This window comes from Roseateles flavus, assembly GCF_039872765.1.
Classification (GTDB): Bacteria; Pseudomonadota; Gammaproteobacteria; order Burkholderiales; family Burkholderiaceae_C; genus Roseateles_B; species Roseateles_B flavus.
Genome location: NZ_JBDPZC010000012.1, coordinates 1 through 23,227 on the forward strand (window position 1 = coordinate 1; position 23,227 = coordinate 23,227).

At 70.5% G+C, this 23,227-nt stretch carries 16 protein-coding genes; 9 read left to right on the forward strand and 7 right to left on the reverse strand.

Going from position 1 to position 23,227, the window contains the following annotated elements:
• Positions 1-296 precede the first annotated feature (296 nt).
• The 3 genes from ABDJ40_RS20540 (at position 297) to ABDJ40_RS20550 (ending at position 5,520) form a co-directional block, all read left to right on the forward strand.
• Complete coding sequence (locus ABDJ40_RS20540) at positions 297-485, forward strand: DUF6229 family protein (RefSeq protein WP_347612460.1); 189 nt, start codon at positions 297-299, stop codon at positions 483-485.
• Positions 486-613: 128 nt separating this feature from the next.
• Positions 614-3,514 (forward strand): type 2 lanthipeptide synthetase LanM family protein, encoded by a 2,901-nt coding sequence (locus ABDJ40_RS20545; RefSeq protein WP_347612462.1) that lies wholly within the window; start codon positions 614-616, stop codon positions 3,512-3,514.
• Positions 3,511-5,520, forward strand: coding sequence for an ATP-binding cassette domain-containing protein (locus tag ABDJ40_RS20550; RefSeq protein ID WP_347612463.1), 2,010 nt, complete (start codon positions 3,511-3,513; stop codon positions 5,518-5,520). The genes ABDJ40_RS20545 and ABDJ40_RS20550 overlap by 4 nt, the downstream gene beginning before the upstream one ends.
• 18 nt (positions 5,521-5,538) lie before the next feature.
• Here the strand turns inward: ABDJ40_RS20550 and ABDJ40_RS20555 are convergent, their stop codons facing one another.
• Positions 5,539-6,804, reverse strand: coding sequence for an FAD-dependent monooxygenase (locus ABDJ40_RS20555; RefSeq protein WP_347612465.1), 1,266 nt, complete (start codon positions 6,802-6,804; stop codon positions 5,539-5,541).
• A 181-nt stretch (positions 6,805-6,985) separates the two neighbouring features.
• On the opposite strand from ABDJ40_RS20555, the gene ABDJ40_RS20560 reads away from it, so the two are divergent.
• Positions 6,986-7,966 carry a potassium channel beta subunit family protein gene (locus ABDJ40_RS20560; RefSeq protein ID WP_269631071.1) on the forward strand — a complete coding sequence of 327 codons (981 nt, stop codon included), beginning with the start codon at positions 6,986-6,988 and terminating at the stop codon, positions 7,964-7,966.
• Between the two features lie 96 nt (positions 7,967-8,062).
• Entirely contained in the window at positions 8,063-11,263 is a 3,201-nt protein-coding gene (locus ABDJ40_RS20565) for a ligand-binding sensor domain-containing diguanylate cyclase (RefSeq protein WP_347612466.1), read from the forward strand.
• Between the two features lie 137 nt (positions 11,264-11,400).
• On the opposite strand, the gene ABDJ40_RS20570 is transcribed toward ABDJ40_RS20565, so the two are convergent.
• From ABDJ40_RS20570 to ABDJ40_RS20580, 3 genes are all read right to left on the reverse strand, one after another.
• Entirely contained in the window at positions 11,401-13,020 is a 1,620-nt protein-coding gene (locus ABDJ40_RS20570; protein WP_347612468.1) for a M20/M25/M40 family metallo-hydrolase, read from the reverse strand.
• 265 nt (positions 13,021-13,285) lie between these two features.
• Positions 13,286-14,005, reverse strand: coding sequence for an N-acetylmuramate alpha-1-phosphate uridylyltransferase MurU (murU, locus tag ABDJ40_RS20575; RefSeq protein ID WP_347612470.1), 720 nt, complete (start codon positions 14,003-14,005; stop codon positions 13,286-13,288).
• A gap of 42 nt (positions 14,006-14,047) precedes the next feature.
• A complete protein-coding gene (locus tag ABDJ40_RS20580) occupies positions 14,048-14,668 on the reverse strand; it encodes a hemerythrin domain-containing protein (RefSeq protein ID WP_347612472.1) in 621 nt (206 codons plus the stop codon).
• A gap of 212 nt (positions 14,669-14,880) precedes the next feature.
• Between ABDJ40_RS20580 and tkt the strand changes: the two genes are divergently transcribed.
• The 4 genes from tkt (at position 14,881) to ABDJ40_RS20600 (ending at position 21,135) form a co-directional block, all read left to right on the forward strand.
• Positions 14,881-16,923: a transketolase gene (gene tkt / locus ABDJ40_RS20585; RefSeq protein WP_347612474.1), complete on the forward strand. Its 2,043-nt coding sequence runs from the start codon at positions 14,881-14,883 to the stop codon at positions 16,921-16,923.
• Between the two features lie 47 nt (positions 16,924-16,970).
• Positions 16,971-17,987: a hypothetical protein gene (locus ABDJ40_RS20590; protein ID WP_347612476.1), complete on the forward strand. Its 1,017-nt coding sequence runs from the start codon at positions 16,971-16,973 to the stop codon at positions 17,985-17,987.
• 219 nt (positions 17,988-18,206) lie between these two features.
• On the forward strand, positions 18,207-19,205 hold the full coding sequence (gene gap / locus ABDJ40_RS20595) for a type I glyceraldehyde-3-phosphate dehydrogenase (RefSeq protein WP_269631078.1): 999 nt from the start codon (positions 18,207-18,209) through the stop codon (positions 19,203-19,205).
• A 181-nt stretch (positions 19,206-19,386) separates the two neighbouring features.
• A complete protein-coding gene (locus ABDJ40_RS20600; protein ID WP_347612478.1) occupies positions 19,387-21,135 on the forward strand; it encodes a S8 family peptidase in 1,749 nt (582 codons plus the stop codon).
• Between the two features lies 1 nt (position 21,136).
• On the opposite strand, the gene ABDJ40_RS20605 is transcribed toward ABDJ40_RS20600, so the two are convergent.
• Genes ABDJ40_RS20605 through ABDJ40_RS20615 form a run of 3 tightly spaced genes read right to left on the reverse strand, consistent with a single transcriptional unit; the run spans position 21,137 to position 23,195 of the window.
• A complete protein-coding gene (locus ABDJ40_RS20605) occupies positions 21,137-21,829 on the reverse strand; it encodes a hypothetical protein (protein WP_269631080.1) in 693 nt (230 codons plus the stop codon).
• Positions 21,823-22,698, reverse strand: coding sequence for a biotin--[acetyl-CoA-carboxylase] ligase (locus tag ABDJ40_RS20610; RefSeq protein WP_347612480.1), 876 nt, complete (start codon positions 22,696-22,698; stop codon positions 21,823-21,825). The genes ABDJ40_RS20605 and ABDJ40_RS20610 overlap by 7 nt, the downstream gene beginning before the upstream one ends.
• A gap of 14 nt (positions 22,699-22,712) precedes the next feature.
• Positions 22,713-23,195: an SET domain-containing protein gene (locus ABDJ40_RS20615; RefSeq protein ID WP_347612628.1), complete on the reverse strand. Its 483-nt coding sequence runs from the start codon at positions 23,193-23,195 to the stop codon at positions 22,713-22,715.
• Between the last annotated feature and the right edge of the window lie 32 nt (positions 23,196-23,227).

Here is a 23,227-nt window from a genome sequence, read left to right on the forward strand (position 1 = left end):
GCATGCTTATGGCTGTTCATCCGGTGTTGGCTCTGGAGTGGATTGGGTGTTTGGCGACTTCCAGTCTCTCAAACCCAATCCGGATGAACACCGGATACAACCTATTGAAGCTTCACACCTAGGGACTTGCCCCATGGGGTGCCTGCGAAGCCGACGCATAGCCTTCGATCCGCTTTGCGCAATGCCAGGCTGCCGGGCTGCCCCGGACATGAGGCAGCGCTTCCGATGTGCGGAGGGCCCTGCAGCCGTGGCCGCAGGCGCAAGGTTTTCACACTCAACCTAGCAAGGAGAACCTCATGAACGAGATCACCAGCGCACTGCAGCAAGTCCAGCAATGGATGCAGGACGAGTCGTCCGCCAACCCGGCTGGCCCGCAGTTCTCCAGCGGTGTCTACAGCGAGTCGGAAATCGCCGGCGACGTGTCCATCGAAACCCGCCAGGGCTGCTCCAGCTGCTCGGGCTCGCGCACCATCATGTGCTGCTGATGCCCTGAGTGCCCGGGCCGGGCGCGCTGGCGTGCCGGGCCCGGGAGCCCCGCCTCCGGGCGGGGCACGCCCGCCGCTTCCCTTGGTGGGCGCTTCATCCCCCCGTCCCCCTGCCTGCCGGCCTGCCCATGCAGTCACCGAATCCCTCCCCCAGCGCCGCCGACACGGCTGATGCGGCGGCCCCCGATTTCGTCCCCAGCCTGAGCCCCTGGATCGCGCCGGCCATCGGCAGGCTGCAGGAGGACCTGCGCGCCATCGACGACCTGTCCGCGGGCGAACGCAGCGTCATCGCCGAGGCCTTGCGCCAGCACCTGCAGCAGCAGCTGCATGCCAAGCTGGCCCGCGTGCTGGTCATGGACATCAACGCCGCCCGCGTCCAGGGCCGCCTTCAGGCGCCAAGCCCCGAAGGCCGCTGGGACGAATACCTGGCCCTTGCCGCCACCGACGCGCACTGGGCCCGCCTGGGCGAGCAGTACCCGACCCTGTTGGCGCGGGTGCGCTGGATCGTCGATCACAAGGTGGGCTTCGTCGCGACCCTGGCTCGTCACTTCGCGCAGGACCGCGCCCTGCTGGCCGGCCTGCTGGGCGCCGCGCCCGGCGAGCTGAAGGCCCTGGAGCTGGCCAAGGGCGACAGCCACAACGGTGGCGCAGGCGTGGCCCTGCTGCGCCTCGAGGGCGGCACCGCGGTCTACAAGCCCCGGCCCCTCAACACCGATCAGGCCCTGGCCGACTTCCTGCAGCAAGTCCTGGCCGACGAGCCCGTCGCGCAGCGCGTGCGCGTGCCCGCGGTGCTGGACCGCGGCGACCACGGCTGGAGCGAGTTCATCGTCCACCGCCATGCCGCCGATGAGCGGGAGCTGCAGCTGTTCTACCGCAACATGGGCCACTGGCTGGCCATCATGCGTCTGCTGGGGGGCACCGACTTCCATGGCGAGAACGTCATCGCCCAGGGCTGCCTGCCCATCATCGTGGACTGCGAGACGCTCTTCTGCCCGCGCATCGAGATCAAGCCCTCCGGCTTCGGCGATGCCATCGACCGCGCGGACGAAGCCATGTTCGCCTCCCTCATGAAGACGGGCCTGCTGCCCGGTCGCGGGGCCTCACTGGGCTGGCGCGGCGTGGACAACTCCGGCATGGGCAGCATCCGCCAGCAGCAGCCCAAGATCAGCATCCCCGCCCTCGTGGACGGCGGCCGGGACACCGTGCGCATCGGCCAGGCCCTGGTCGAGGTGGAGATCGCCAAGAACCATCCCTGCGAGACGCCCTCGCTGGAGCGCTACTGGGGCCAGGTGCTGGAGGGCTATGACAGCCTCACCGCGCGCCTGATCCAGCTGCATGCGCAGGGCCGCCTGGCGCCGCTGCTGCAGCCCTTCAAGCCCTGCCACATCCGCCTCGTGCCGCGGGCGACGGAGGTCTATGCCGAGCTGATCCGCATGCTCTGGCACCCGATCTCCCTGGCCGACGAGGCCCAGGCCCGCCAGCGCGCCGCGGGCCTGCTGGCGCGTGCAGCGGCGCTGATCTCGACCACGCCCTCCGACCCCGTGGTCATCCAGGCCGAGATCGACGACATGCTGCGCGGCGATGTGCCCTACTTCCACAGCACCGCCGGCCATGGCCGCATGTCGGGGCCCGGCGGCACGCAGTGGCTGCCCGAGAACGACCTCGTCGAGCAATGCCTGCAGGCCTGGAGCGCCTCGGACCAGCGCCTGGACCGCGACATCATCAAGGCCTCCCTGCTGAGCGCCTACCTCAACGACGGCTGGATGCCCACCGAGCGGTCCTTCCGCGTGCACACGGCCAGCCAGCAGGACCTCGAGCCGCGGCGCCAGACCTGGGCCCGCCGCCTGCTGGTGCCCTTCCTGCAGAACGGCATCCGCGGCGAGGACGGCACGGTCACCTGGATCTCCCCCACGCTGGGGCCCACGGGCTGGGGCATCCAGGCCATCGACCAGAACCTCTACGGCGGCAATGCCGGCGTGGCCCTGCTGTTGGCGGCCTACCAGCGCGAGGTGGCCCAGGGCCGCGCCCTGCCGCTGACCGGTGCCGACGAACTGCTGGCCGCGGTGATCGAGACCATGAGGAAGGGCCTGTACCGCCAGGTCGAGCTGCAGCGCTCGGCCGGCAAGGTGCGGCCGCACCAGCCGGGCGGCTACCTGGGCATCGGCTCGCAGATCTGGGGCTGGCTGCAGCTGGAGGCACTGGGCGCCGTCGGGGCCGAGGCCGTCGAGTGCGCCGCGCTGACGGCGGAGTACATGCAGGGCTCGCTGGAGGCCGACCAGACCTATGACCTGCTGGCCGGCGCGGCCGGGGCGATCCCGGGCCTGCTGCTGCTGCACCGGCGCACGCAGCAGGCCGCGCACCTCGCGCTGGCCATCGCAGCGGGGGACCATCTGCTGAAGGCCGCGAAGCGCGAAGGCGGCCGGGCCTGCTGGCCCACCGCGGCGGCCCCCGAGGGCATGGGCGGCTTCGGTCACGGCAGCTGCGGCATCGGCTGGGCCCTGCTGAAGCTGCACGAGGCCTGCGGCGAACCTCGCTTCCTGCAAGGCGCGCAGGAGGCGCTGGCCTTCGAGGAGTCCCTGTTCGACGAGGCGGACCAGAACTGGCGCGACCTGCGCCATCTGGACGGCGTCAACTGTTCCACGGCCTGGTGCCACGGCGCCGTGGGCAACGGCCTGGGCTACCTGGACTTCACGGCCCTGATCGGCGAGGACCGGGTGCGCGAGCGCGTGCACCAGGCCGCCGGGGCGACCTTCCGTCAGGGCCTGGGCTGGAACCACTGCGCCTGCCATGGCGACGCCAGCGCCCTGGAGCTGCTGCAGGAAGCGGCCGACCGCGGCCTGGCACCGCCGGGTGTCAGCCGAGACGCGGAGCTGGCGCGCCTGCTGGCCAGCCTGGAGCAGCACGGCAGCCGTTGCGGCATCACCAATGACGTCTTCTCGCCCTCGCTGATGACGGGGCCGGGCGGCATCGCCTACCAGCTGCTGCGCGCGCACCCGCAGGCCCGGCTGCCGTCCTTCGTGCGGCCATGAGCCGGGCACCGGACCGGGCGGCGGAGGGCACCTTGCAGGCGCCGGGCGACGCCGAGGTCTTCATCGCCACCGACAACCCCTATTGGGAGCTGGGCGCCTCCGAGGCCCTGCTGAGCAGCTTTCCCGCCTTCTTCCGGCGCGTGGCGGGTGCGGCGCCGCCGGTCGTCGCGCTGATGCGGCGGGTCGGCCCGGCTGCCGTCCTCGGCGTGCTGGGATGCCAGCTGCTGGCCGGCCTTCTGTGGGCCTACACCCTGGTGCTGGGGGGGCGGCTCCTGCAGTCCTTGCTCGATGCGCATGGGCTGGCTCAGTCCGTGAGCCAGCAGCTGGCGCCGCACACGGGCGTCGCCCTGGGCCTGGGCGCGGCCTTCCTGGGCAAGCTGGTGCTGGAGGCCCTGGCCGAGGTACTGCGTGCCCGGCTCAGCCCCGCCCTGGTGGCCACGGCCGAGCAGGACTTCGTCGACGCCTGCCTGCGTGCACCGCTGCAGCGTTTCGATGACCCGGAGTTCGTCGACCGCATGCACCGTGCCCGCGACCGCGGCCTGCACTATGTCGAGAGCATCGTCGACCAGACCGTGGCGCTGAGCAGCGCGGGCATCGGCCTGGTCTCCGGCGCGGTGGCCCTGCTGGTGCTGCATCCGGCCCTGCTGCCCGTGCTGCTGCTGTGTCTGCTGCCCCAGGCCTGGACGGCCATCCGCGCCCTGCTGTGCGTGCAGAGCCATTGGGACCAGAGCATCGCCCTGTCCCGCCAGGGCTGGATGCTGCAGGAGCTGGCCAGCCAGCCCGAGCCTGCCGCCGAGCTGCGGGCGCTGCAGATGGAGCCGCTGCTCAGCGAGCGCCACCGGCGCGTGACCGAGGCCCTGCGCACCAGCCTGGAACGGCTGAAGGCCGGCATCGCCCGCACGCGGGCCTGGGGCGCCGTCGTGAGCGGCCTGGCCCAGGGCCTGGCCTACCTCTGGCTGGTGATGCTGGTGGGCCGCGGCAGCCTGGCTCCGGCGCTGGCCGGCGCCGCGGCACTGGGCCTGCGCACCAGCCTGGAGGCCGTGCGCCAGCTGGTCCATGCCCTGGACCAGATGATGGAGAAGGCGCTGTACCTGGACGACTACTTCGGCTTTGTCGGCCAGGCGCCTGCCGCCCTGCCTGCACAGGCCGGCGCGCCCGAGCTGCCGGCGCCCGAACGCATCACCCTGCAGGGCGTGGGCTTCGCCTACGCGGGCGCCCCGGACCGGCCGGTGCTGCACGACATCCACCTGACGCTGCAGCGCGGCATGACCATCGCCCTGGTGGGTGAGAACGGCTCGGGCAAGTCCACGCTGGCGAAACTGCTGGCCGGTCTTTACGAGCCCAGCGCTGGGCGCATGGACTGGGACGGCGTGGACTGCCGCAGCCTCGACGCCCGCCAGCGCCTGGCCCACACCCTCATCGTGCCCCAGCACCCACTGCGCTGGCCCTACAGCGCTGCGCAGAACGTGCGGCTGGGGCGCGTGGGTCTGGCCGCCGGCGGTGATGACGGCCCCCGCTTCGCGCAGGCCGTTCGCGAGGCCGAAGCCGACGAGGTGGCCGCCCAGCTGCCTCAGGGCTGGCAGACGCTGCTCAACCGCCTGTTCAAGGGCGGCATCGAGCTGTCCTCCGGCCAGTGGCAGCGCCTGGCCGTGGCCCGCGGCCTCTACCGCCAGGCGACCCTGACCATCTGGGACGAGCCCACCGCACCCCTGGACGCCCGGGCCGAGGCCGCCGTCTTCGCGAGCCTGGCCAGGCTGCGCCGCGACCGCATGGTGGTGCTGATCACCCACCGCCTGGCCAGTGCGCAGTCAGCGGACCGGATCCACTTCCTGAAGGCCGGGCGCATCACCGAGTCCGGCACGCATGAGGAACTGATGGCGCTGGGCGGCGGCTATGCGCAGCTGCATGCGCTGCAGGCGCGGCTGGCCCAGCGCATGGAGGCGGACGCTGCAGGAACGGCCGCGGAGGCCGTGGCGGCGCCGCCGCGTGAAGCCGAGGCCGCGTGATCCGGCCAGGGCAGGACGCTAGCGACGCCCGAACATCATCTGCCGCGCCAGCGCCTTCTTGACCGGGGGCAGCGCCTGCAGCGCCGCCAGGCCCAGGCCGCGCAGGGCGGGCAGGGCGGGCCAGCGCCAGCTGAAGCTGCGCGCGAGAAAGTCCGTGCTGAGGATGGTGCTCCAGCGGTCCGGCCCGCGCTGCCACTGCACGCGCTGCAGGGCCCGGGGCACGGCGGCGGCCAGGGGGGAGCCGGGCTGGCGGGCCTGCGCCTCAACCAGCGCTTCGACCAGCGCGTAGGCATCGCGCAGGCCCAGGTTCAGGCCCTGGCCAGCCACCGGGTGCAGGGTCTGGGCCGCGTTGCCGATCCGCACCAGGCGCCCCTCCACGAGGCTGCGCTCGGCATTGAGGCCCAGCGGGAAGCACTTCAGCGGGCTGATGCCGCGCAGGGGCGGCAGGCCCGGCGGCAGCTGCTGGTTGATCACGGTGAGGCGCTGGGCGTCCGTCAGGCCGGCCACCTCGTCCTCGGCCTGCGGCAGGCACCAGACCAGGGCCGCGCGGTGCGGCTGCTGGGGGGTGGGCGGCAGGGGCAGCAGGGCCAGGGGGCCGTTGCGGGTGAAGCGCTCGTAGGCCACGCCCGGCGGCGAGGCCGGGTCCAGGGTCACGGTACCCACCCAGGCGTTCTGCTGGTAGTCGTGGCTGAGGCTCTTGCGGGATTGTTCCGCGAAGACGCCGCCCTCGGCGATCACGACCAGGTCGAAGCGATCGGCGATGCCTGCGTCCACCTCCATCTCGTCACCCACGGCGCGGATGCCGGCCACCGGCTGGCCGAAGCGGGTGAGGGCCTGGGCCGGCCGCGCCTCGCACTGGCGCAGCCAGGCCGCCTGCATGGGCGCCACCAGCTGCCCGTAGGCCAGCACGGCGCCCAGGCGCTCCTCGCCCTGCTCGCGGGCATGGATGCTCACCACCGGCTGCCCCGCCTCGCCGAAGACCGGGTGCCGCAGCGTGGGCGGTGCCTGGCTGACCTGGACCTGCAGGATGGACTGTGCCGCCGCCTCGTTCCAGGCCTGCAGGCGCTGCAGCAGCTGGACGCTGCCCAGAGAGAGGGCCAAGGTGCGGGGGTCGCCGCTGATGTCTTTCTCCAGCGGGCGGGCGTCGAAGAGCTGGACCTGGGCCGTGGGCAGGCGCCGCGCGGCCAGCAGGGCGAGGCCCAGGCCCGCCGGGCCCGCGCCGACGATGGCGATGCGCAGGGGATCGGCAGGGGAGGGCGGGGCGGCGGGGGCGTCGGTACGCATGGCGTGGGGGCGTCGCCCAGGGGACAGATGCCCGCAGGCGGCGCCACGGTATTGCGAGGGTTCCGCACTATAGCGAGCCGGCTGGGCTACGCTCGCCCCCATTGCCATGACGGCGGGTCAGGCTTGGCCCGGTGGCGGGCCGGCGGGCCGTGCCGCACACCACGCCAAGAAGGAGTCAGGCATGCAATACCGTCGACTGGGCCGCAGCGGCCTGCAGGTGTCCGAGCTGTCGCTGGGGTCCTGGGTGACCTATCACAACCAGGTGGACACGAAGTCCGCCGTGGAGATGCTGGCCGCCGCGCGCGACGCCGGGGTCAATTTCTTCGACAACGCCGAGGTCTACGCCCAGGGCGCCAGCGAGCGCGTGATGGGCGAGGCCTTCAAGCAGCTGAAGTGGGCCCGCGAGAGCTATGTGGTCTCGACCAAGTTCTTCTGGGGCCTGCAGCGCGAGGGCAGCACCGTCAATCTGCAGAACACGCTCAACCGCAAGTACCTGATGCAGGCCATCGACGGCTCGCTCCAGCGCCTGCAGCTGGACTTCGTGGACCTGGTCTACTGCCACCGCCCCGATCCGCTGACGCCCATCGAGGAGACCGTGCGCGCGATGAGCGACATGATCACCCAGGGCAAGGCCCTCTACTGGGGCACCAGCGAGTGGAGCGCCGCCGACATCCGCGCCGCCTGGGAGATTGCCGAGCGCCACCACCTGCACAAGCCGGTGATGGAGCAGCCGCAGTACCACCTCTTCCACCGCAAGCGGGTGGAGCAGGAATACGCCCGCCTGTATGAGGACCTCGGCCTGGGCCTGACCACCTGGAGCCCGCTGGCCTCCGGCCTGCTGACGGGCAAGTACCGCCAGGGCATCCCCGAAGGCAGCCGTGGCTCCCTGGAGAGCATGAGCTGGCTGCGCGAGCAGCTGCAGCACCCGCAGCGCAATGCCGCCGTGGCCGAGCTGGAAGCCATCGCCGCCGAGCTGGGTGGCAGCGTGGCCCAACTGGCCATCGCCTGGGTGAACCGCAATCCGCGCGTCTCCACGGTGATCCTGGGCGCCAGCCGCATGAGCCAGCTGCAGGACAACCTGGCCGCGCTGGCGATGACGCCCAAGCTCAGCCCCGAGGTGCTGGAGCGCATCGACGCCCTGACCCTGCCGCTGGCTCAATAGGCCAGCAGGACGGGGCGTTGCGCGCACCCCCCACTCAGGAGGGAGAGGTCCCCTCTTTGTAAGGGAGTGTCATGTCGCCCCGCTAACATCCGCCGGATGCTCGCCCGCTTCCTTTCACGCCTGTCGCTGCCGGTGCTTGTCATGATGGCGCTGGCCGTCCCGGCCCACGGCCAGGCACCTCGCATGCCGCAGGCGCTGGTCGAGCCCCGGTTCGAGGCGGTGGGCGATGTGGCCTCCATCACCGACGGTGTGGTGTCCGCCCTGGCCCAGGACGGGCGGGGCTTCATCTGGATCGGCACCACGGCCGGCCTGGTGCGCTTCGACGGCTACCAGCTGCGCACCTACCAGCTGGGCAACGACAACCGCAAGACGCCCGCCGGGACCAGCTTCGTGCGCTCCCTGCTGGCCTCGCAGGAAGGGGTGCTCTGGATCGGCACCGAGAGCGACGGCCTGGCCCGCTTCGACCCCCAGACTGACCGCTGGACCTTCTTCCGCAGCAAGCCTGACGACCCGCAAGCCCTGGCCTCCGGCACTGTCCGCGCCCTGGCCCAGGCCCTGGACGGCACGCTGTGGGTGGGCACCATCGGCGGCGGCCTGGACCGCTTCGATCCGGCCACGGGCCAGTTCACGCACTTCCGCCAGGGCCCCGCCAGCGGGCTGCCGGATGACCGCATCCAGGCCCTGTTCTTCGATTCCCAGGGCGACCTGTGGGTGGGCACCTGGAACGGCGTGGCCCGTCTGCGCAAGGGCAGCACGCATTTCGAGATCCTGCAGGTGGAGGGCCGCCCGCTGGGCGAGCGCATCATCACCCTGCTGGCGGAATCGCCGGACGGCCATCTGTGGGTGGGCACGCAGCAGGGGGACCTGCTGCGCCTGGGCAAGGACTCGCCCAAGCTGCAGTGGGTCGAGCTGGGCGAGCAGTCCGGCCGGCGCGACACCCTCTACGCCATGGTAGCGCCGGACCCGCAGCGCCTGTGGATGGCGCGGGCCAGCGGCATCGAGGAGCGCGACCCCGTCAGCGGCCGGCTGCTGCGCCGCCTGCAGCACGACATCCGCCGCCCCTGGGGCCTGGCCGGCAACGATGTGCGCGCCCTGGTCAAGGACGCCGCCGGCTGGATCTGGGTGGGCAGCTACGGCGGCGGCCTGCAGCTGCACAACCCGGCCAATGCCGGCCTGTGGGTCAGGCATTCCGACCTCGACGAGCACAGCCCCCTGGCCCAGGCCGATGTGCGCAGCATCCTGCAGCTGCGCAGCGGCGCCATCTGGATGGGCACCAACGAGCGCGGCGTGGCCATCCTCGACCGCGAGCTGCACCTGCAGGGCCATATCGCGCCGCAGGAGGGCAGCGGCTTTCGCGGCGGGCGCGTGGGCGGCCTCGCGCAGACGCCCGACGGACAGGTCTGGGTGGGCACCGACACCGCCCTCTACCGCTTCAACGAGACCCGCCAGCTGCTGGGCCAGTACGCCGCCGGCAAGGGCCGCGTGCGCCGCCTGATGGCGGACAGCGCGGGCCGACTGTGGGTGGCCACGCAGGACGGCCTGTTCCGCTACGACCCGGCCCAGGACCGCCTGCTTCGCATGAACCTGGTGGGTGGCCGCAAGCTCAGCGGTGACGTCAATGCCCTGTCCGAGGATGCCCAGGGCCGCCTGCTGGTGGGCGGCGAGGGCGGGCTCTACCTGCTGTCCAAGGACGGCGAGGCCCTGGAGGAGCTGCACTCGCCGGCCGGCGCGGGCCTGTCCAACCATTCGGTGCTGGGCCTGCTGCTGGACCGCCAGGGGCGCTTCTGGGTGGATACGGCGGCGGGCCTGCACCAGCTGAGGCGCTGGGAGGGCCAGGAGGCCCTGTTCGACCGCGTCAGCGAGCGCTACGGCCTGGGAGGCAAGGCCTTCGGTGCCAACCTGATGGACGACGAGCAGGGGCGCATCTGGACCCACCGCGCCGTCTTCGATCCCAAGACCGGCCGCTACCACGAGCTCAGTGCTGCCGACGGCGCCGCCTTCGGCACCGGCTGGTTCCGCGCCTACACGCGGCTGGACGACGGGCGCATGCTGATCGGCGGCAGCAAGGGCGTGCTGGTCATCGACGCCAGCCGCTTCAAGCCCTGGACCTACCAGCCGCCGCTGGTGGTGTCCGAGCTGCGCATCGCCGGGGAGCGCACCTCGCCGGGCCCGCTGGGCCAGACCGTGGTGCTGCAGCCGGGGCAGCGCGATGTCAGCGTGGAGTTCGCCGCCCTGGACTTCAGCAACCCGGCGGTGCTGAACTACCGCTACCGGCTGCAGGGCTATGACAAGGACTGGATCCTCAGCGAGGCCAGCCAGCGCACCGCCAGCTACACCAATCTCGATCCCGGCCGCTACCTGCTGCAGGTGCAGGGCAGCAACCGCGTCGGGCAGTGGAGCCCGCACGAGCTGCTGATCCCCCTTCATGTGCAGCCCGCGTGGTGGCAGACCTGGTGGGCGCGCCTGGGCGGCGTGCTGCTGGGCCTGCTGGGCATCTACGGCATCGTGCAGATCCGCACCGGCTACCTGCGCCGTGCCCAGGCCGTGCTGGAGGCGCGGGTGCGCGAGCGCACGCACGAGCTGCTCACCCTGAGCCAGGCGCTGAAGGAAGCCAGCCTGACCGATCCGCTGACCGGCCTGCGCAACCGGCGCTTCCTGGCTCAGCACATCGAGTCGGACATCAACAGCGTGGTCCGCGGCTACGAGGGCGAGGTGCAGCGCCTGGCCCGCGAGCCGGGGCAGGACATGGTCTTCTTCATGGTGGACCTGGACCATTTCAAGCAGGTCAATGACGACTACGGCCACGCGGCCGGCGATGCCGTGCTGGCCCAGATGCAGGCCCTGCTGCGCCAGGTCTTCCGCGACGCCGACTACCTGATCCGCTGGGGCGGCGAGGAATTCCTCGTGGTGGCCCGCAATACCGACCGCCACCATGCCGCCGAGCTGGCCGAGCGCGCGCGCCGCACGCTGTCGCGCTACGACTTCCAGCTGGATGACGGCCGCACGCTGCGGCGCACCTGCTCGCTGGGCTTTGCCGCCTTCCCGCTGTCGGCGAAGTTTCCGCGGGGCCTGGACTGGAGCACGGTGGTGGACCTGGCCGATGCGGCGCTGTACGCCGTCAAGCGCGGCGGCCGTGATGGCTGGCTGGGCCTGGTCAGCGCTGAGGTCGACACCCTGGAGGAGCTGCGCGAATGGAGTCGCCGGCCCCTGGCCGAATGGGCGGCCACCGGACGGCTCAAGGTGGTGGGCTCGGGCCTGCAGCATGACGCGGTGCCCCTCGCCCAGGCTGAGGCCTGATCAGCAGGCCTGACGGGATCGGGCCTCGAGGCAATACCTGACCCCCGATAAGGGGCCACAAAAGACAAGGCCTGACCCCGCAGGGCCAGGCCTTGTCTTCTTCGGCAGGCGCGGCTCAGCAGGCCGCGCCCGGCGCCTTACTGCGGACGGTAGGTCACGGTCAGCGTGTAGCTGCCGGCCGTGTAGCCCTTGACCAGCACGTAGCCATCGCTGTTGGTCGTGACGTTGATGGTGCAGGTCTCGGTGGCCGTGCTGCCGTCGGACTTGCAGCCGTAGCTGCTGGTCGTGGGCACGGCGCCGAGCTTGCCGTAGATGTCGATGTCCCCGGTGCCGGTGGTGGACAGCTTGAGGCTGCCGCCCGCCGCGACCTTGAAGGGGCCGTAGCTCTTGGTCTGGCCGGCGCTCAGGCTGCCGGTGAAGGTCTCGGTCCTGTTGGCGGGCGTGGTGGTCGGGCCGTCGCTGCCCAGTTCCACGGCATAGGCCAGGCCCATGCGTGCGAACTTCAGCGAGTGCGCGCCGGTGCTGTCGCTGTTGGCCAGGGTGTCGTTGGCGGTGTGGATGTTCTTGTTGTCGCCGGACATGGAGGACTCGAAGGGCATGGTGGTCGCATAGCCCTTGGCGTTCCAGGAGGCGTGGTCCGAGCAGGCGTAGCCGCAGCGGTCGGTGCCCACGGTGAGCGTCGGCAGGTAGGTCTTGATCAGGTTGGTGACGAAGGTGTTCTGCGCGCTGTCCGTGTAGTCGGTGAAGATGTAGATGTCGCTGGCCGAGCCCTTGTAGTTGGTCATGTCCAGCTGCATCACGCCCACGACGTTGGCGCCGGCGGCGGAGAAGCTGTTGGCGATCTCGGCCGAGCCGCGCAGGCCCACTTCCTCGGCCGCGTAGGCCATGAACTTGATGGTGCGACGCGGCTTGTAGTTGCTGGCCAGCAGGGTGCGGTAGATCTCGGTGAGGCTGGCGACGCCGGAGGCATCGTCGTCGGCACCCGGTGCGCGGGTGGTCTCGGAGGTGCCGGACTGGTTGATGGAGTCCAGGTGGCCGCCCAGGACCACGATCTCGCTGCCGTTGTCCGTGCCCTTGATGGTGGCGATCACCGACTTCTGCTTCCAGCCGCTGTGGGTGAACTGCTCCACCGTGATGTCGGTGCGGCCGTTGGCCATGGTCAGCCACTTGTTCTTCAGCCAGTCCGAGGCGTTCGAGCCGCCGCTGGTCTGGTAGTAGCGGTTGCTGTAGTTGTTGGACAGGTCGGAGATGGTCTGCACGATGTTGCTGGCCTGCATCTGCGACAGCATGGGGTTGACCACGGTCTGCTGGTCGATCACGTAGCTGGGGCGGGTGGCCAGGGTGCTGCGGTCGGTCAGGATGCGGGCATTGGTGCGGCTGCCGGCGTGCAGGTCCAGGGCGCGGCGGCCGTCGCGCTCGCTGGCATGGTGCATGTAGCCGCCGCAGCGGTGCTGGTTCTCATGCAGCGCGGTGGACAGGGCGGGCAGCAGGTCTTCGTCGATCTGCACCAGGTGCAGCTTCTCGGCCTTGAGGGCGGCGCTGGGCGTGGCCAGGCCGGCGATGTCACCGCGGCGCAGCTGGGCTTCGGACACGGCCACCGAGGCGGTGGCGCGGGCGCCGGGCTGCAGCTTCTGCAGCTCGCTGTAGGCACCGTCGCCCAGGCTGATCCAGACCTTGTCACCGGCCTGGGCCGGGACGCTGAGGCAGAAGAGGCTGGCGGCGAGGGCCAGGGCGGACAAGGCGTTCTTGCGTTGCATGGAGGTCTCCTGATGATGAGGAAGATGGGACCCCACACCGCCCTGCTCGTGGCAGCGATCAATGTCAGCAGGCCCCTGTTGCTTGCGCGCTGCGGGACTGCCAGCGTCGGCGACGCGATTGTTCGGGCGGCAATCGCCCGTTGTGCTCAGGGTTTGTGCTGGATTCGCAGCCCATTCGGCCTATTGCCCGGGCGAATCTGTAAGACTTGACAGGGGTCCAGACGGCCGGAGGCCCTCGCCTGTTGTGGCAGGCAGACGCCTTGTGTCAGGACGTTGCCGGGTTTGTCCCCGGGGCGTTCACCGCGGCCAGGCGTTCGGGCGTGCCGACGTCCGTCCATTCGCCGCCATACAGCGAGGCGCTGATGCGCCCGGCGCCGATGCCGCGCTCCAGGCAGGGTCGCAGGGGCAGGGGCTGGTCGGGCGCCACGCCCTCGAACAGGGCGCGCTTGAAGAGACCCACACAGGACCAGGTGTAGCGCGGGCTGACTGTCTCGCCGCTGAGGGCCAGGCCTTGCGGGCTGATGCCGAAGTCGCCGCGCGGATGGTGGGCCTGGTTGGGCACCAGCCAGAGATGGGCCAGGCGCTCGCTGGACGCGAAGTCCTGTGCAGCCTGCGCGTCCAGCACCAGGCCCGGCAGGAAGACGTCGCCCGACAGCACCCAGAAGGCCTCGTCGCCGTCCGCGCACAGCAGGGGCAGGGCCTTGGCGATGCCGCCGGCGGTCTCCAGGGCACGGCCGTGGTCGCGCTGCTCGTCGCTGTAGTGCAGGCGCACGCCGTAGCGGCTGCCGTCCCCCAGCTGCGCAGGGAACTGATCGGCCAGCCAGGCGCAGTTGATGACGATGTCGCGCACACCGGCCGCGGCCAGGGCCTGGATGTGCCAGCGGATCAGGGGCTGGCCGCGCACGTCCAGCAGGGGCTTCGGGGTGTGGTCGGTCAGGGGCCGCATGCGCTCGCCGCGGCCGGCCGCCAGGATGATGGCTCTCATGGCCCGCAGTCTACGGGGCCTCGCGGCTTCACCGTCCGCCGCTCAGCCGGGCAGGCGGGGCGCCAGGCCCAGCGGCTCGGGCAGGGCATTGAGCACGCGCTGGAACACCGCGTGGTAGGGCCCATCCAGCTCGGCCTGCAGCTGGCCCAGGTGGCGCCCGGTGAGCGGGTCCTTGTTCTCGGCGAAGGCCTGGTCCAGGTCCTGCCAGTCCTCCTCGCTGAAGAGCTGCATGGCGGCGGGCAGGATCTCGCGTTCCTCGATGTCCATGTGCTGCAGGTAGAGGTGCACGTAGCGCTCGGCCTGCTGCTCGAAGGCGGCGCGGCGGGCGTCCCCCAGCATCTCGAAGCCCAGCAGGCTGTGCTCCAGGTCGCGGATCGCGCGTTCGCCGCGGGCATGGTCCTCGTCCAGCTTGTCCAGCAGCTCACGCATGGCCGGCGCGCGGGCGCGCAGCTTGGGGAAGAGCAGCTCCGACTCCTTCGGGTGGTGCAGGCGCTCCGGGAACTCGTCGACGTAGAAGAGCATGGCGCGCAGCGCCGCGAAGTCCGGCAGCGTGCCGGCGCGGCGGTGCTCCGCCAGCAGCAGGGGCAGGGTGCGCAGCATGGCGGCCAGGGCCGCATGCTCGTCGCGGATGATGCGCAGGGTCAGGGGCTTGAGGCCGGTCATGGCGATGTCTCCGTGCGTTCTTTTCGGGCTTTTGCCAAGACTCGCCCCAGCAGGCCTCGGCGGCCTTGCCATGGATCAAGAAGCGTGAAGCCCTTGGCGGATTCCCATGGACGTAATCGTTTGCGCGCAGCGAGGGTTTGCAGGCGGGGCGAAGTGACTTCATCGCCCCTTAAAATGCCGGGTTTACCCCCAACTTTCCGCCCGCACCCACCATGGTTGACACCGCTGCAAGCACCCCCACCCTGATGGCCCACGCCATCCGCGCACTGGCCATGGACGCCGTGCAGCAGGCCAACTCCGGTCACCCGGGCGCACCCATGGGCATGGCCGAGATGGCCGTCGCCCTGTGGGGTCGCCACCTGCGCCACAACCCGGCCAATCCGCACTGGGCGGACCGCGACCGCTTCGTGCTGTCCAACGGCCACGGCTCCATGCTGATCTACGCCCTGCTGCACCTGAGCGGCTACGAGCTGTCCATCGAGGAGCTGAAGAACTTCCGCCAGCTGCACAGCAAGACGCCCGGCCACCCCGAGGTGGGCATCACCCCGGGCGTGGAAACGACCACCGGCCCGCTGGGCCAGGGCATCACCAACGCCGTGGGCCTGGCCTTGGCCGAGAAGATGCTGGCCAAGGAGTTCAACCGTGAGGGTCACGCCATCGTCGACCACCACACCTACGTCTTCCTGGGTGACGGCTGCCTGATGGAAGGCATCAGCCACGAGGCCTGCGCGCTGGCCGGCGCCTGGAAGCTGAACAAGCTGGTCGCCCTGTACGACGACAACGGCATCTCCATCGACGGCCAGGTCGCCCCCTGGTTCATCGACAACACCGCCCAGCGTTTCGAGGCCTATGGCTGGAACGTCATCGGTCCCATCGACGGCCATGACGTGGACGCCGTGGACGCCGCCATTGCCGCCGCCAAGAAGAGCAGCGACAAGCCCACGCTGGTCATCTCCAAGACCCACATCGGCAAGGGCTCGCCCAACCGCGCCAACACGGCCAAGGCCCACGGCGAGCCCCTGGGCGCCGAAGAGATCAAGCTGACGCGCGAGGCCCTGGGCTGGTCGCATGAGCCCTTCCAGATTCCGGCTGAGGTCTACGCCGCCTGGGACGCCAAGGCCGCCGGCGCCGCCGCCGAGAAGGCCTGGGACGAGCGCTTCGACGCCTACGCCGCCGCCCACCCCGAGCTGGCCGCCGAGTTCCAGCGCCGCATGGCCGGTGTGCTGCCCGCCAACTTCGCGCAGATCGCCGTGGACGCCGTCGTGGCCGCCCACGAGAAGGCCGAGACCGTGGCCAGCCGCAAGGCCAGCCAGCTGGCCCTGGAGGCCTTCACCGCCGCACTGCCCGAGCTGCTGGGCGGCTCGGCCGACCTGACCGGCTCCAACCTGACCAACACCAAGAGCACGCCCGCCTTCCGCCTGGAAGCCGATGGCAGCGCCAACGGTGGCCGCCACATCAACTATGGCGTGCGCGAGTTCGGCATGGCCGCCATCATGAACGGCATCGCCCTGCATGGCGGCTACATCCCCTACGGCGGCACCTTCCTGACCTTCAGCGACTACAGCCGCAACGCCATCCGCATGGCCGCGCTGATGAAGCAGCGCGTGATCCATGTGTTCACGCACGACTCCATCGGCCTGGGCGAGGATGGCCCGACCCACCAGTCCATCGAGCACGTCTCCAGCCTGCGCCTGATTCCGGGCCTGGACGTCTGGCGCCCTGCCGACACCGTCGAGACCGTGGTCGCCTGGACCATGGCCATCGGCAATGCCCAGCGCCCCAGCGTGCTGGCCCTGTCGCGCCAGAACCTGCCCTATGCGCCCAAGACCGCCGTCGATGAAATCGCCCGCGGCGCCTACGTGCTGGCCGAGCCCGCCGAGGTGGGCCTGAAGAAGAAGGCCCAGGTGGTGATCATGGCCTCGGGTTCGGAAGTGCAGCTGGCCATGAATGCCCAGGCCCTGCTGGCCAAGGACGGCATCGCCGCCCGCGTGGTCTCGGTGCCCTGCACGAATGTGTTCGACCGCCAGGACGCCGCCTACAAGGCCAGCGTGCTGCCCGCCGGCCTGCCCCGCGTGGCCGTGGAGGCCGGCGTGACGGACTTCTGGTGGAAGTACGGCGTCTCGGCCGTCGTGGGCATCGACACCTACGGCGAGTCCGCCCCCGCGCCGGTGCTGTTCAAGCACTTCGGCTTCACGCCCGAGAACGTGGTGGACACGGTCAAGGTGGCCGTGGGGGCCGCACGTCTGAAGCGTTAAGGGCCAGGTCTTGCGCTAGAGTGCGCTCCTCACCACAGGAGGAGCGCATGAATAAAACAGCGCATCAAAACAAGACCGTGAAGGGTCGCCTGCTGGCGGCCCTTTTTCTTTGGGCAGGCCTGACGGGGCTCGCTCAGGCCCAGACCGACAGCACGCCACCGTCGCCGGCCCAGTCGCTGGGCTGCCTGAAGCGGCCGGACGGCACCATCAGCTACCCGGCGCAGCACCGGTTCGATCGCAGCCACGGCTTCATGCGCCTGCGCCTTCACTTCGAAAAGGCAGATGCCGCGCCGCGTGTCGAGGTGCTTGCCAACACGGCCCGCGAGGACATGCAGGACCGCGTCTACCGCTACGTGGCCGACTACCGTCTGCCCTGCCTGAAGGCCGAGGACGGCACGGTCAGCGCCGTCCAGGAGTTCGACTTCAGCAACTCCAGCATGGAGGCCCTGCCGGTGCCGGAGACGGCGCAGCGGCGTCTGCCCTTCTGCATCGTGATGCCGCGCAAGGACATGGACCGCATCATGACCCTGAGCCGCAATGTCGAGCATGTGGTGCTGGCGGCCACCTTCACCGGCGATGGCGAGCAGGCGCCGGAGATCAAGGTGCTCCACAGCACGGGTGACAGGGCCGTGGAGCAGGAGGCCATCGAGCGGGTCAAGACCTACCGCATGCCCTGCCGCACGGGCAAGGAGGAGCCGCAGGTCATGCAGCAGCGCTTCACCATGGTGCCGGCCGGGCATCGCCGTTACGTGCTCAAGCAGGAGGCCTTCAGTCTGGTGGAGTTCCTGTCCATGACCCAGGGCGCCCGGCAGCTGAAGGCGAACTTCGACTTCAACACCATGGGCTGCCCCTTCAAGGTGAACTACACCATTTACGGCCCGGCCCTGCCCAACGAGCTGCGCGTGGGCGGCAAGCGCGATCCCAACCGTGCGCCCTTCCTGAAGTGGCTGGGCGAACGCCAGATCGCCTTCGGCTCCGACAAGCAGGCCAACGAGCTCTTCGGGCAGACGCTGCAGATCCAGGTGCCCTGCGGGCAGCTGGACCTGGATCCGGCGGGCTCCTGAGGCGGGCGGCTCGGGCCAGTCCGCTCACGCCACGGCCCGCAGGCGCGGATGGGCGTGCGGGAGCGAGGCCCGTGCCCGCCACGGCTTGCGCTGGATCGAAAAGAGCCGCCTGCGTACCCCCTTTGTTCCGGGGCGGTCGCGACCAGGGCTCCGGAATCGGCGAAAATCCCGCGCAGTCAGGTTTTCACAGCTTTTTCATTTCACTCCGGAGACTTCCGCATGACGATCAAGATCGGTATCAATGGCTTCGGCCGTATCGGCCGCATGGTGTTCCGCGCCGCTGTCCAGAACTTCAATGACATCGAGGTCGTGGGTATCAACGACCTGCTGGAGCCGGACTACCTGGCCTACATGCTGAAGTACGACAGCGTGCACGGCCGCTTCAAGGGCGACGTGGCCGTCGATGGCAACACCCTGATCGTCAACGGCAAGAAGATCCGCCTGACCGCCGTGAAGAACCCGGCCGAGCTGAAGTGGGATGAAGTCGGCGCCGACATCGTCGTCGAGTCCACCGGCCTGTTCCTGACCAAGGAGACCGCCGAGGCCCACCTGAAGGCGGGCGCCAAGAAGGTGATCATGTCGGCCCCGTCCAAGGACGACACCCCCATGTTCGTCTACGGCGTCAACGACAAGACCTACGCCGGCCAGGCCATCATCTCCAACGCCTCGTGCACCACCAACTGCCTCGCACCCGTGGCCAAGGTGCTGAACGACAAGTGGGGCATCAAGCGCGGCCTGATGACCACCGTGCACGCCGCCACCGCCACCCAGAAGACCGTCGACGGCCCGTCCAACAAGGACTGGCGCGGTGGCCGCGGCATCCTCGAGAACATCATCCCCAGCAGCACGGGTGCCGCCAAGGCCGTGGGCGTGGTGATCCCCGAGCTGAACAAGAAGCTGACCGGCATGTCCTTCCGCGTGCCGACCTCCGACGTCTCTGTGGTCGACCTGACCGTCGAGCTCAACAGCGCTGCCAGCTACGCTGACATCTGCGCCGAGATGAAGGCCCAGTCCGAAGGCGCGCTCAAGGGCGTGCTGGGCTACACGGAAGACAAGGTCGTCGCCACCGACTTCCGCGGCGAGTCCTGCACCTCGGTGTTCGACGCCGAGGCCGGCATCGCGCTGGACAGCACCTTCGTCAAGATCGTGTCCTGGTACGACAACGAGTGGGGCTATTCGAACAAGGTCCTGGAAATGGTCCGCGTGGTCGCCAAGTAAGCGCCGCCACCCGCACGAAAGCCCCGCCCCGGCGGGGCTTTTCCTTTGGTGGCGCCCCATGCCAAGCATGGCGAGTCCCTGCCCGGCCTGCGTGTTTTGCCTAGCCTTTCTTTACGTCCGGCGGAGCCCGAAATCCCTACACTGCCGGGCATTGGACCGTCCCCGATCTGGAGCCTTTCGCATGTCTCAGCCATTCCCTTCGCGTCCGCTGGCCCTGGGCCTGCTGATGGCCGCCCTGGCGGCACCCCTGGGCCTGCAGGCCCAGTCCGCGAGCGCCGCCGTCGCCGCGACATCCGGCACCGAGACCGTGGGCCGGGTGGTCGTGCGCTTCAAGGCCGGCGCCCAGAGCGTGCGCGCCCAGGCGCTCAGTGCCAGGACCGACGTGGCCACCGCCCGCCAGATCGCCCGCAGCCGCGCTCAGAGTCTGGGGCAGCGCATGGGCCTGGCCCTGCACGCCCACCACAGCCTGGACGAGCGCACGCAGGTCGTGCTGGCCCGGGGCCTGAGCTCGGAGGCCCTGGCGGCCCGCCTGGCCCGTGACAGCGAGATCGAGCTGGTGGCCGTGGACCACCGCCGGCGGCTGGCCGCGGTGCCCAACGACCCGCTCTATCCGCAGGTCAACCAGGCGCAGGGCAGCAATGGCCATGGGCAGTGGTACCTGATGCCGCCCAGCAAGGACCTGGTCTCCAGCATCAATGCCGAAGGCGCCTGGGATCTCAGCACGGGCAGCAGCAGCGTGGTCGTGGCCGTGCTGGATACGGGCGTCCGCTACGACCACCCTGACCTGGCAGGCAAGCTGCTGCCCGGCTACGACATGATCGGCGCGATGACCAATGACGTCGACGCCCTGGCCGTGGCCAACGACGGCGACCGGGCCGACAGCGATGCCAGCGACCCCGGCGACTGGGTCAGCAATGCCGACATCGAGGCGGGCAGCATCAGCGGCTGCACCTATGACGACGTCGCCAACAGCTCCTGGCATGGCACGCGGGTGTCCGGCCTGATTGGCGCGGCGAGCAACAACGGCATTGGCGTCGCCGGCGTCAGCTGGTCCAGCAAGATCCTGCCCGTGCGGGTGCTGGGCAAGTGCGGCGGCTACGACTCCGACATCTGGGCCGGCATGCGCTGGGCCGCTGGCATTGCCGTTCCGGGTCTGCCCCTGAATCCCTCGCCGGCACGGGTGCTGAACATGAGCCTGGGCGGCGGCGGCAGCTGCAGCGACGGCAGCGGCACGGCCACGATGTACGCCGAGACCGTGGCCGCGGTGCGGGCCAAGGGTGCGGTCATCGTCGCCGCGGCGGGCAACACCTCCGGCCAGGCGGTCGGCCTGCCGGCCAACTGCAGCGGCGTGATCGCGGTGGCGGGCCTGCGCCACGTGGGCACCAAGGTGGGCTTCTCCAGCGTGGGGCCGGAGGTCACGCTGGCCGCGCCGGGCGGCAATTGCGTCAATGCCAGCGGCGCCTGCCTCTATCCCATGCTCAGCACCACCAACTCGGGCAAGCAGGGGCCGGTCTCGAACGACAACGCCTACACCAACAGCGACGCCTCGGTGGGCACGAGCTTCTCGGCGCCCCTGGTCTCAGGCGTGGCCGCGCTGCTGCTGTCCGTGAAGCCCGAGCTGACGCCGGACCAGGTCCGCCAGGCCCTCGTGAGCACGGTGCGCCCCTTCCCGACCACAGGGGGCGGCTCGGCCGGTGATGCGAATCCGCCGGCCTGCACGGCGCCCACCGGCGCCGATCAGCTGGAGTGCTACTGCACCACCAGCACCTGCGGCGCGGGCATGCTGGACGCGCGCGCCGCGCTGGCCAGCGTGGCGCCGCCTCCGCCTGCCAGCTCGGGCGGTGGTGGTGGCGGTGCGATGAGCCCGGCCTGGCTGCTGGCCCTGCTGGCGAGCGTGCCGCTGCTGCGGCGCTGGCGGCGCCAGCCCTGAGTCAGCGGGCGGACGGGGCGGCGCTCGCCGCCTCGGTGGCGCTGGCAGCGGGGGCGGCGGCACAGCTGCGGCCCTCGCCCAGCTCCTTGATGCCGCGCAGCTTGGCCTGCGTCACGCCGTCGGCCTGGGCAAAGCGCAGCACATGCAGGCTGCTGGCGGCCTGAAGCTGCATCACCCGCAGGCCCTTGAGGGCGCGCTGGCTCATGGCCTCCAGGGCAGCCTCCGCGGCCTTTTCGCTGCCATGGCGGGACAGCACCATGGTCGGCACCTCTTCGGGCGGGCCGGCCAGGTACTCGAAGTTGATGCGCATGCGCTTGTAGGTCTCTTCCTTGCGTTGCTGGAAGTCCTTGTTGGGGAAGCGGATGGTGGCCACTGCCCAGACGCCGGCCTGCTCGGCCCGCTGGTCCTGCCACTGCGTGGCGGCAATGCCGGCCTTGTCCAGCTGGGCTTGCACGCTGCGCAGGGTGTCGTCGCCCATCAGCGGCCCGAACTCCAGGCAGGCGCGGGCCTGGACCGACTTCGCGGCCTGCGCGTTCAGCAGCTGCAGCTGCTCGGGGTTTACCTGCTGCTGCAGCCGGGCGGGGTCGCTGTCACCGCGGGCATGCAGGCCGGTGAGGCCGTCCAGCCAGCCCTGGGTGAAGACGAAGATCAGCAGGTTCAGCAGCAGGGTCGCGGCGAAGAGGAGTCTCAGCATGCGGGCGGCTCGCTGGCTTGCAGACGCACGGACACCTCGCCGGCGCTGACGGTCTGGCGCTGGCCCTGCACGTCCATCAGCAGCTCGCCCTGGGCGCTGATGCCCGCGCCCACGCCCTCGCTGCCGCCGGCCGTGAGGGGGCGGCCGCGCAGGAGGTCGCGGGCCTCGTAGCGCTGCTGCCAGGCGCCGAAGCCGCCTTGCCCGAAGCCGGTGACGGCCTGGATCAGCGGGCGCGCGACGCGGCGCAGGACCTCGGGCGCGCTCAGGGCGGGGTCGAGCTCGTCCAGGCTGGCGTAGCCGCTCATGAACTGGCTCTCGTTGCCGGGCTTCTGCGGGCGGATGTTCAGCCCGACGCCGATCACCGCGATGCGCTGCTCGCCCGCGCTGACGGTCTCGATGAGGATGCCACCCAGCTTGCGTCCGTCCAGCCAGAGGTCGTTGGGCCACTTGAGCTGCAGGCGCGGCGGGCTGGCGGGCTGGGGCTCGAGGGCGTCGGCCATGGCGCAGCCCACGGCCAGGGACAGGCCGGACCAGTCCGGCAGCGTCAGAGGCAGGGCCAGGGAGAAGGTCAGCGAGGCCCCGGCCTCGGCATGCCAGATGCGGCCCATGCGGCCACGGCCGGCGGTCTGGTGCTCGGCGACCAGCAGGCAGGGCTGCATGTCATGGGCCCGGCGGCCGAAGCTGCCGCGCTCGCCCACGCGGTCCGGGCCGCGCTCGCCAGAGGAACGGTGCTCCGAGCGCACGCGCTCCAGCAGCACGCTGTTGGTGGAGTCCGTGCGGGCCAGGACCTCGATGGACAGGCCGGGCAGCAGGGGTTCCAGGTCTTGCCAGAGCGACTCGGCGCCCCAGTTCTGATGATTGGCAGCCATGTGGGGCAGGGGTGTCAGCGTTTGGGCGTGAGCATGGTGCCACGGCACTGCGGCGCACCGCAATGACAGGCGTATTCCTTCTTCAACTTGGGGGTGTAGCGCTCGTCCACCGTCAGCCCGTAGTCGTAGAACAGCTCCTCGCCGGGCATCAGGTCGCGCAGGGCCTTGATGAAGACGCGGCCGTTGACCTCGTCGGCCTCGCAGTTGGGATCGCAGCTGTGGTTGATCCAGCGGGCGCTGTTGCCGCCGTGCAGGGCGTCGATCACCGAGCCGTCGTCCAGGCCGAAGTAGAAGGTGTGGTTGGGCTGGCTGGGGTCGTGGGGATGGCGGTCCATGGCCTCGTCCCAGTCGATGCGCTCGCCGGTGTATTCGACGATGACCTCGCCCATGGCGATCTCGGCGACCGCGTAGACACCGCGCCCGTGCACGCCCGAGCGCCGCACCTGGATGCGCCGACCACCGCCCTTGACGACCTTGGCGGCCTTTCTCACCGCCATGGAGGATGGCGCGTCTGCGGACTTCTTGCGGG

Coding starts and splice junctions, on each gene's coding strand:
- ABDJ40_RS20540 (WP_347612460.1), top strand. CDS start 297: ATGAACGAGATCACCAGCGCACTGCAGCAAGTCCAGCAATGGATGCAG.
- ABDJ40_RS20545 (WP_347612462.1), top strand. CDS start 614: ATGCAGTCACCGAATCCCTCCCCCAGCGCCGCCGACACGGCTGATGCG.
- ABDJ40_RS20550 (WP_347612463.1), top strand. CDS start 3,511: ATGAGCCGGGCACCGGACCGGGCGGCGGAGGGCACCTTGCAGGCGCCG.
- ABDJ40_RS20555 (WP_347612465.1), bottom strand. CDS start 6,804: ATGCGTACCGACGCCCCCGCCGCCCCGCCCTCCCCTGCCGATCCCCTG.
- ABDJ40_RS20560 (WP_269631071.1), top strand. CDS start 6,986: ATGCAATACCGTCGACTGGGCCGCAGCGGCCTGCAGGTGTCCGAGCTG.
- ABDJ40_RS20565 (WP_347612466.1), top strand. CDS start 8,063: ATGCTCGCCCGCTTCCTTTCACGCCTGTCGCTGCCGGTGCTTGTCATG.
- ABDJ40_RS20570 (WP_347612468.1), bottom strand. CDS start 13,020: ATGCAACGCAAGAACGCCTTGTCCGCCCTGGCCCTCGCCGCCAGCCTC.
- murU (WP_347612470.1), bottom strand. CDS start 14,005: ATGAGAGCCATCATCCTGGCGGCCGGCCGCGGCGAGCGCATGCGGCCC.
- ABDJ40_RS20580 (WP_347612472.1), bottom strand. CDS start 14,668: ATGACCGGCCTCAAGCCCCTGACCCTGCGCATCATCCGCGACGAGCAT.
- tkt (WP_347612474.1), top strand. CDS start 14,881: ATGGTTGACACCGCTGCAAGCACCCCCACCCTGATGGCCCACGCCATC.
- ABDJ40_RS20590 (WP_347612476.1), top strand. CDS start 16,971: ATGAATAAAACAGCGCATCAAAACAAGACCGTGAAGGGTCGCCTGCTG.
- gap (WP_269631078.1), top strand. CDS start 18,207: ATGACGATCAAGATCGGTATCAATGGCTTCGGCCGTATCGGCCGCATG.
- ABDJ40_RS20600 (WP_347612478.1), top strand. CDS start 19,387: ATGTCTCAGCCATTCCCTTCGCGTCCGCTGGCCCTGGGCCTGCTGATG.
- ABDJ40_RS20605 (WP_269631080.1), bottom strand. CDS start 21,829: ATGCTGAGACTCCTCTTCGCCGCGACCCTGCTGCTGAACCTGCTGATC.
- ABDJ40_RS20610 (WP_347612480.1), bottom strand. CDS start 22,698: ATGGCTGCCAATCATCAGAACTGGGGCGCCGAGTCGCTCTGGCAAGAC.
- ABDJ40_RS20615 (WP_347612628.1), bottom strand. CDS start 23,195: ATGGCGGTGAGAAAGGCCGCCAAGGTCGTCAAGGGCGGTGGTCGGCGC.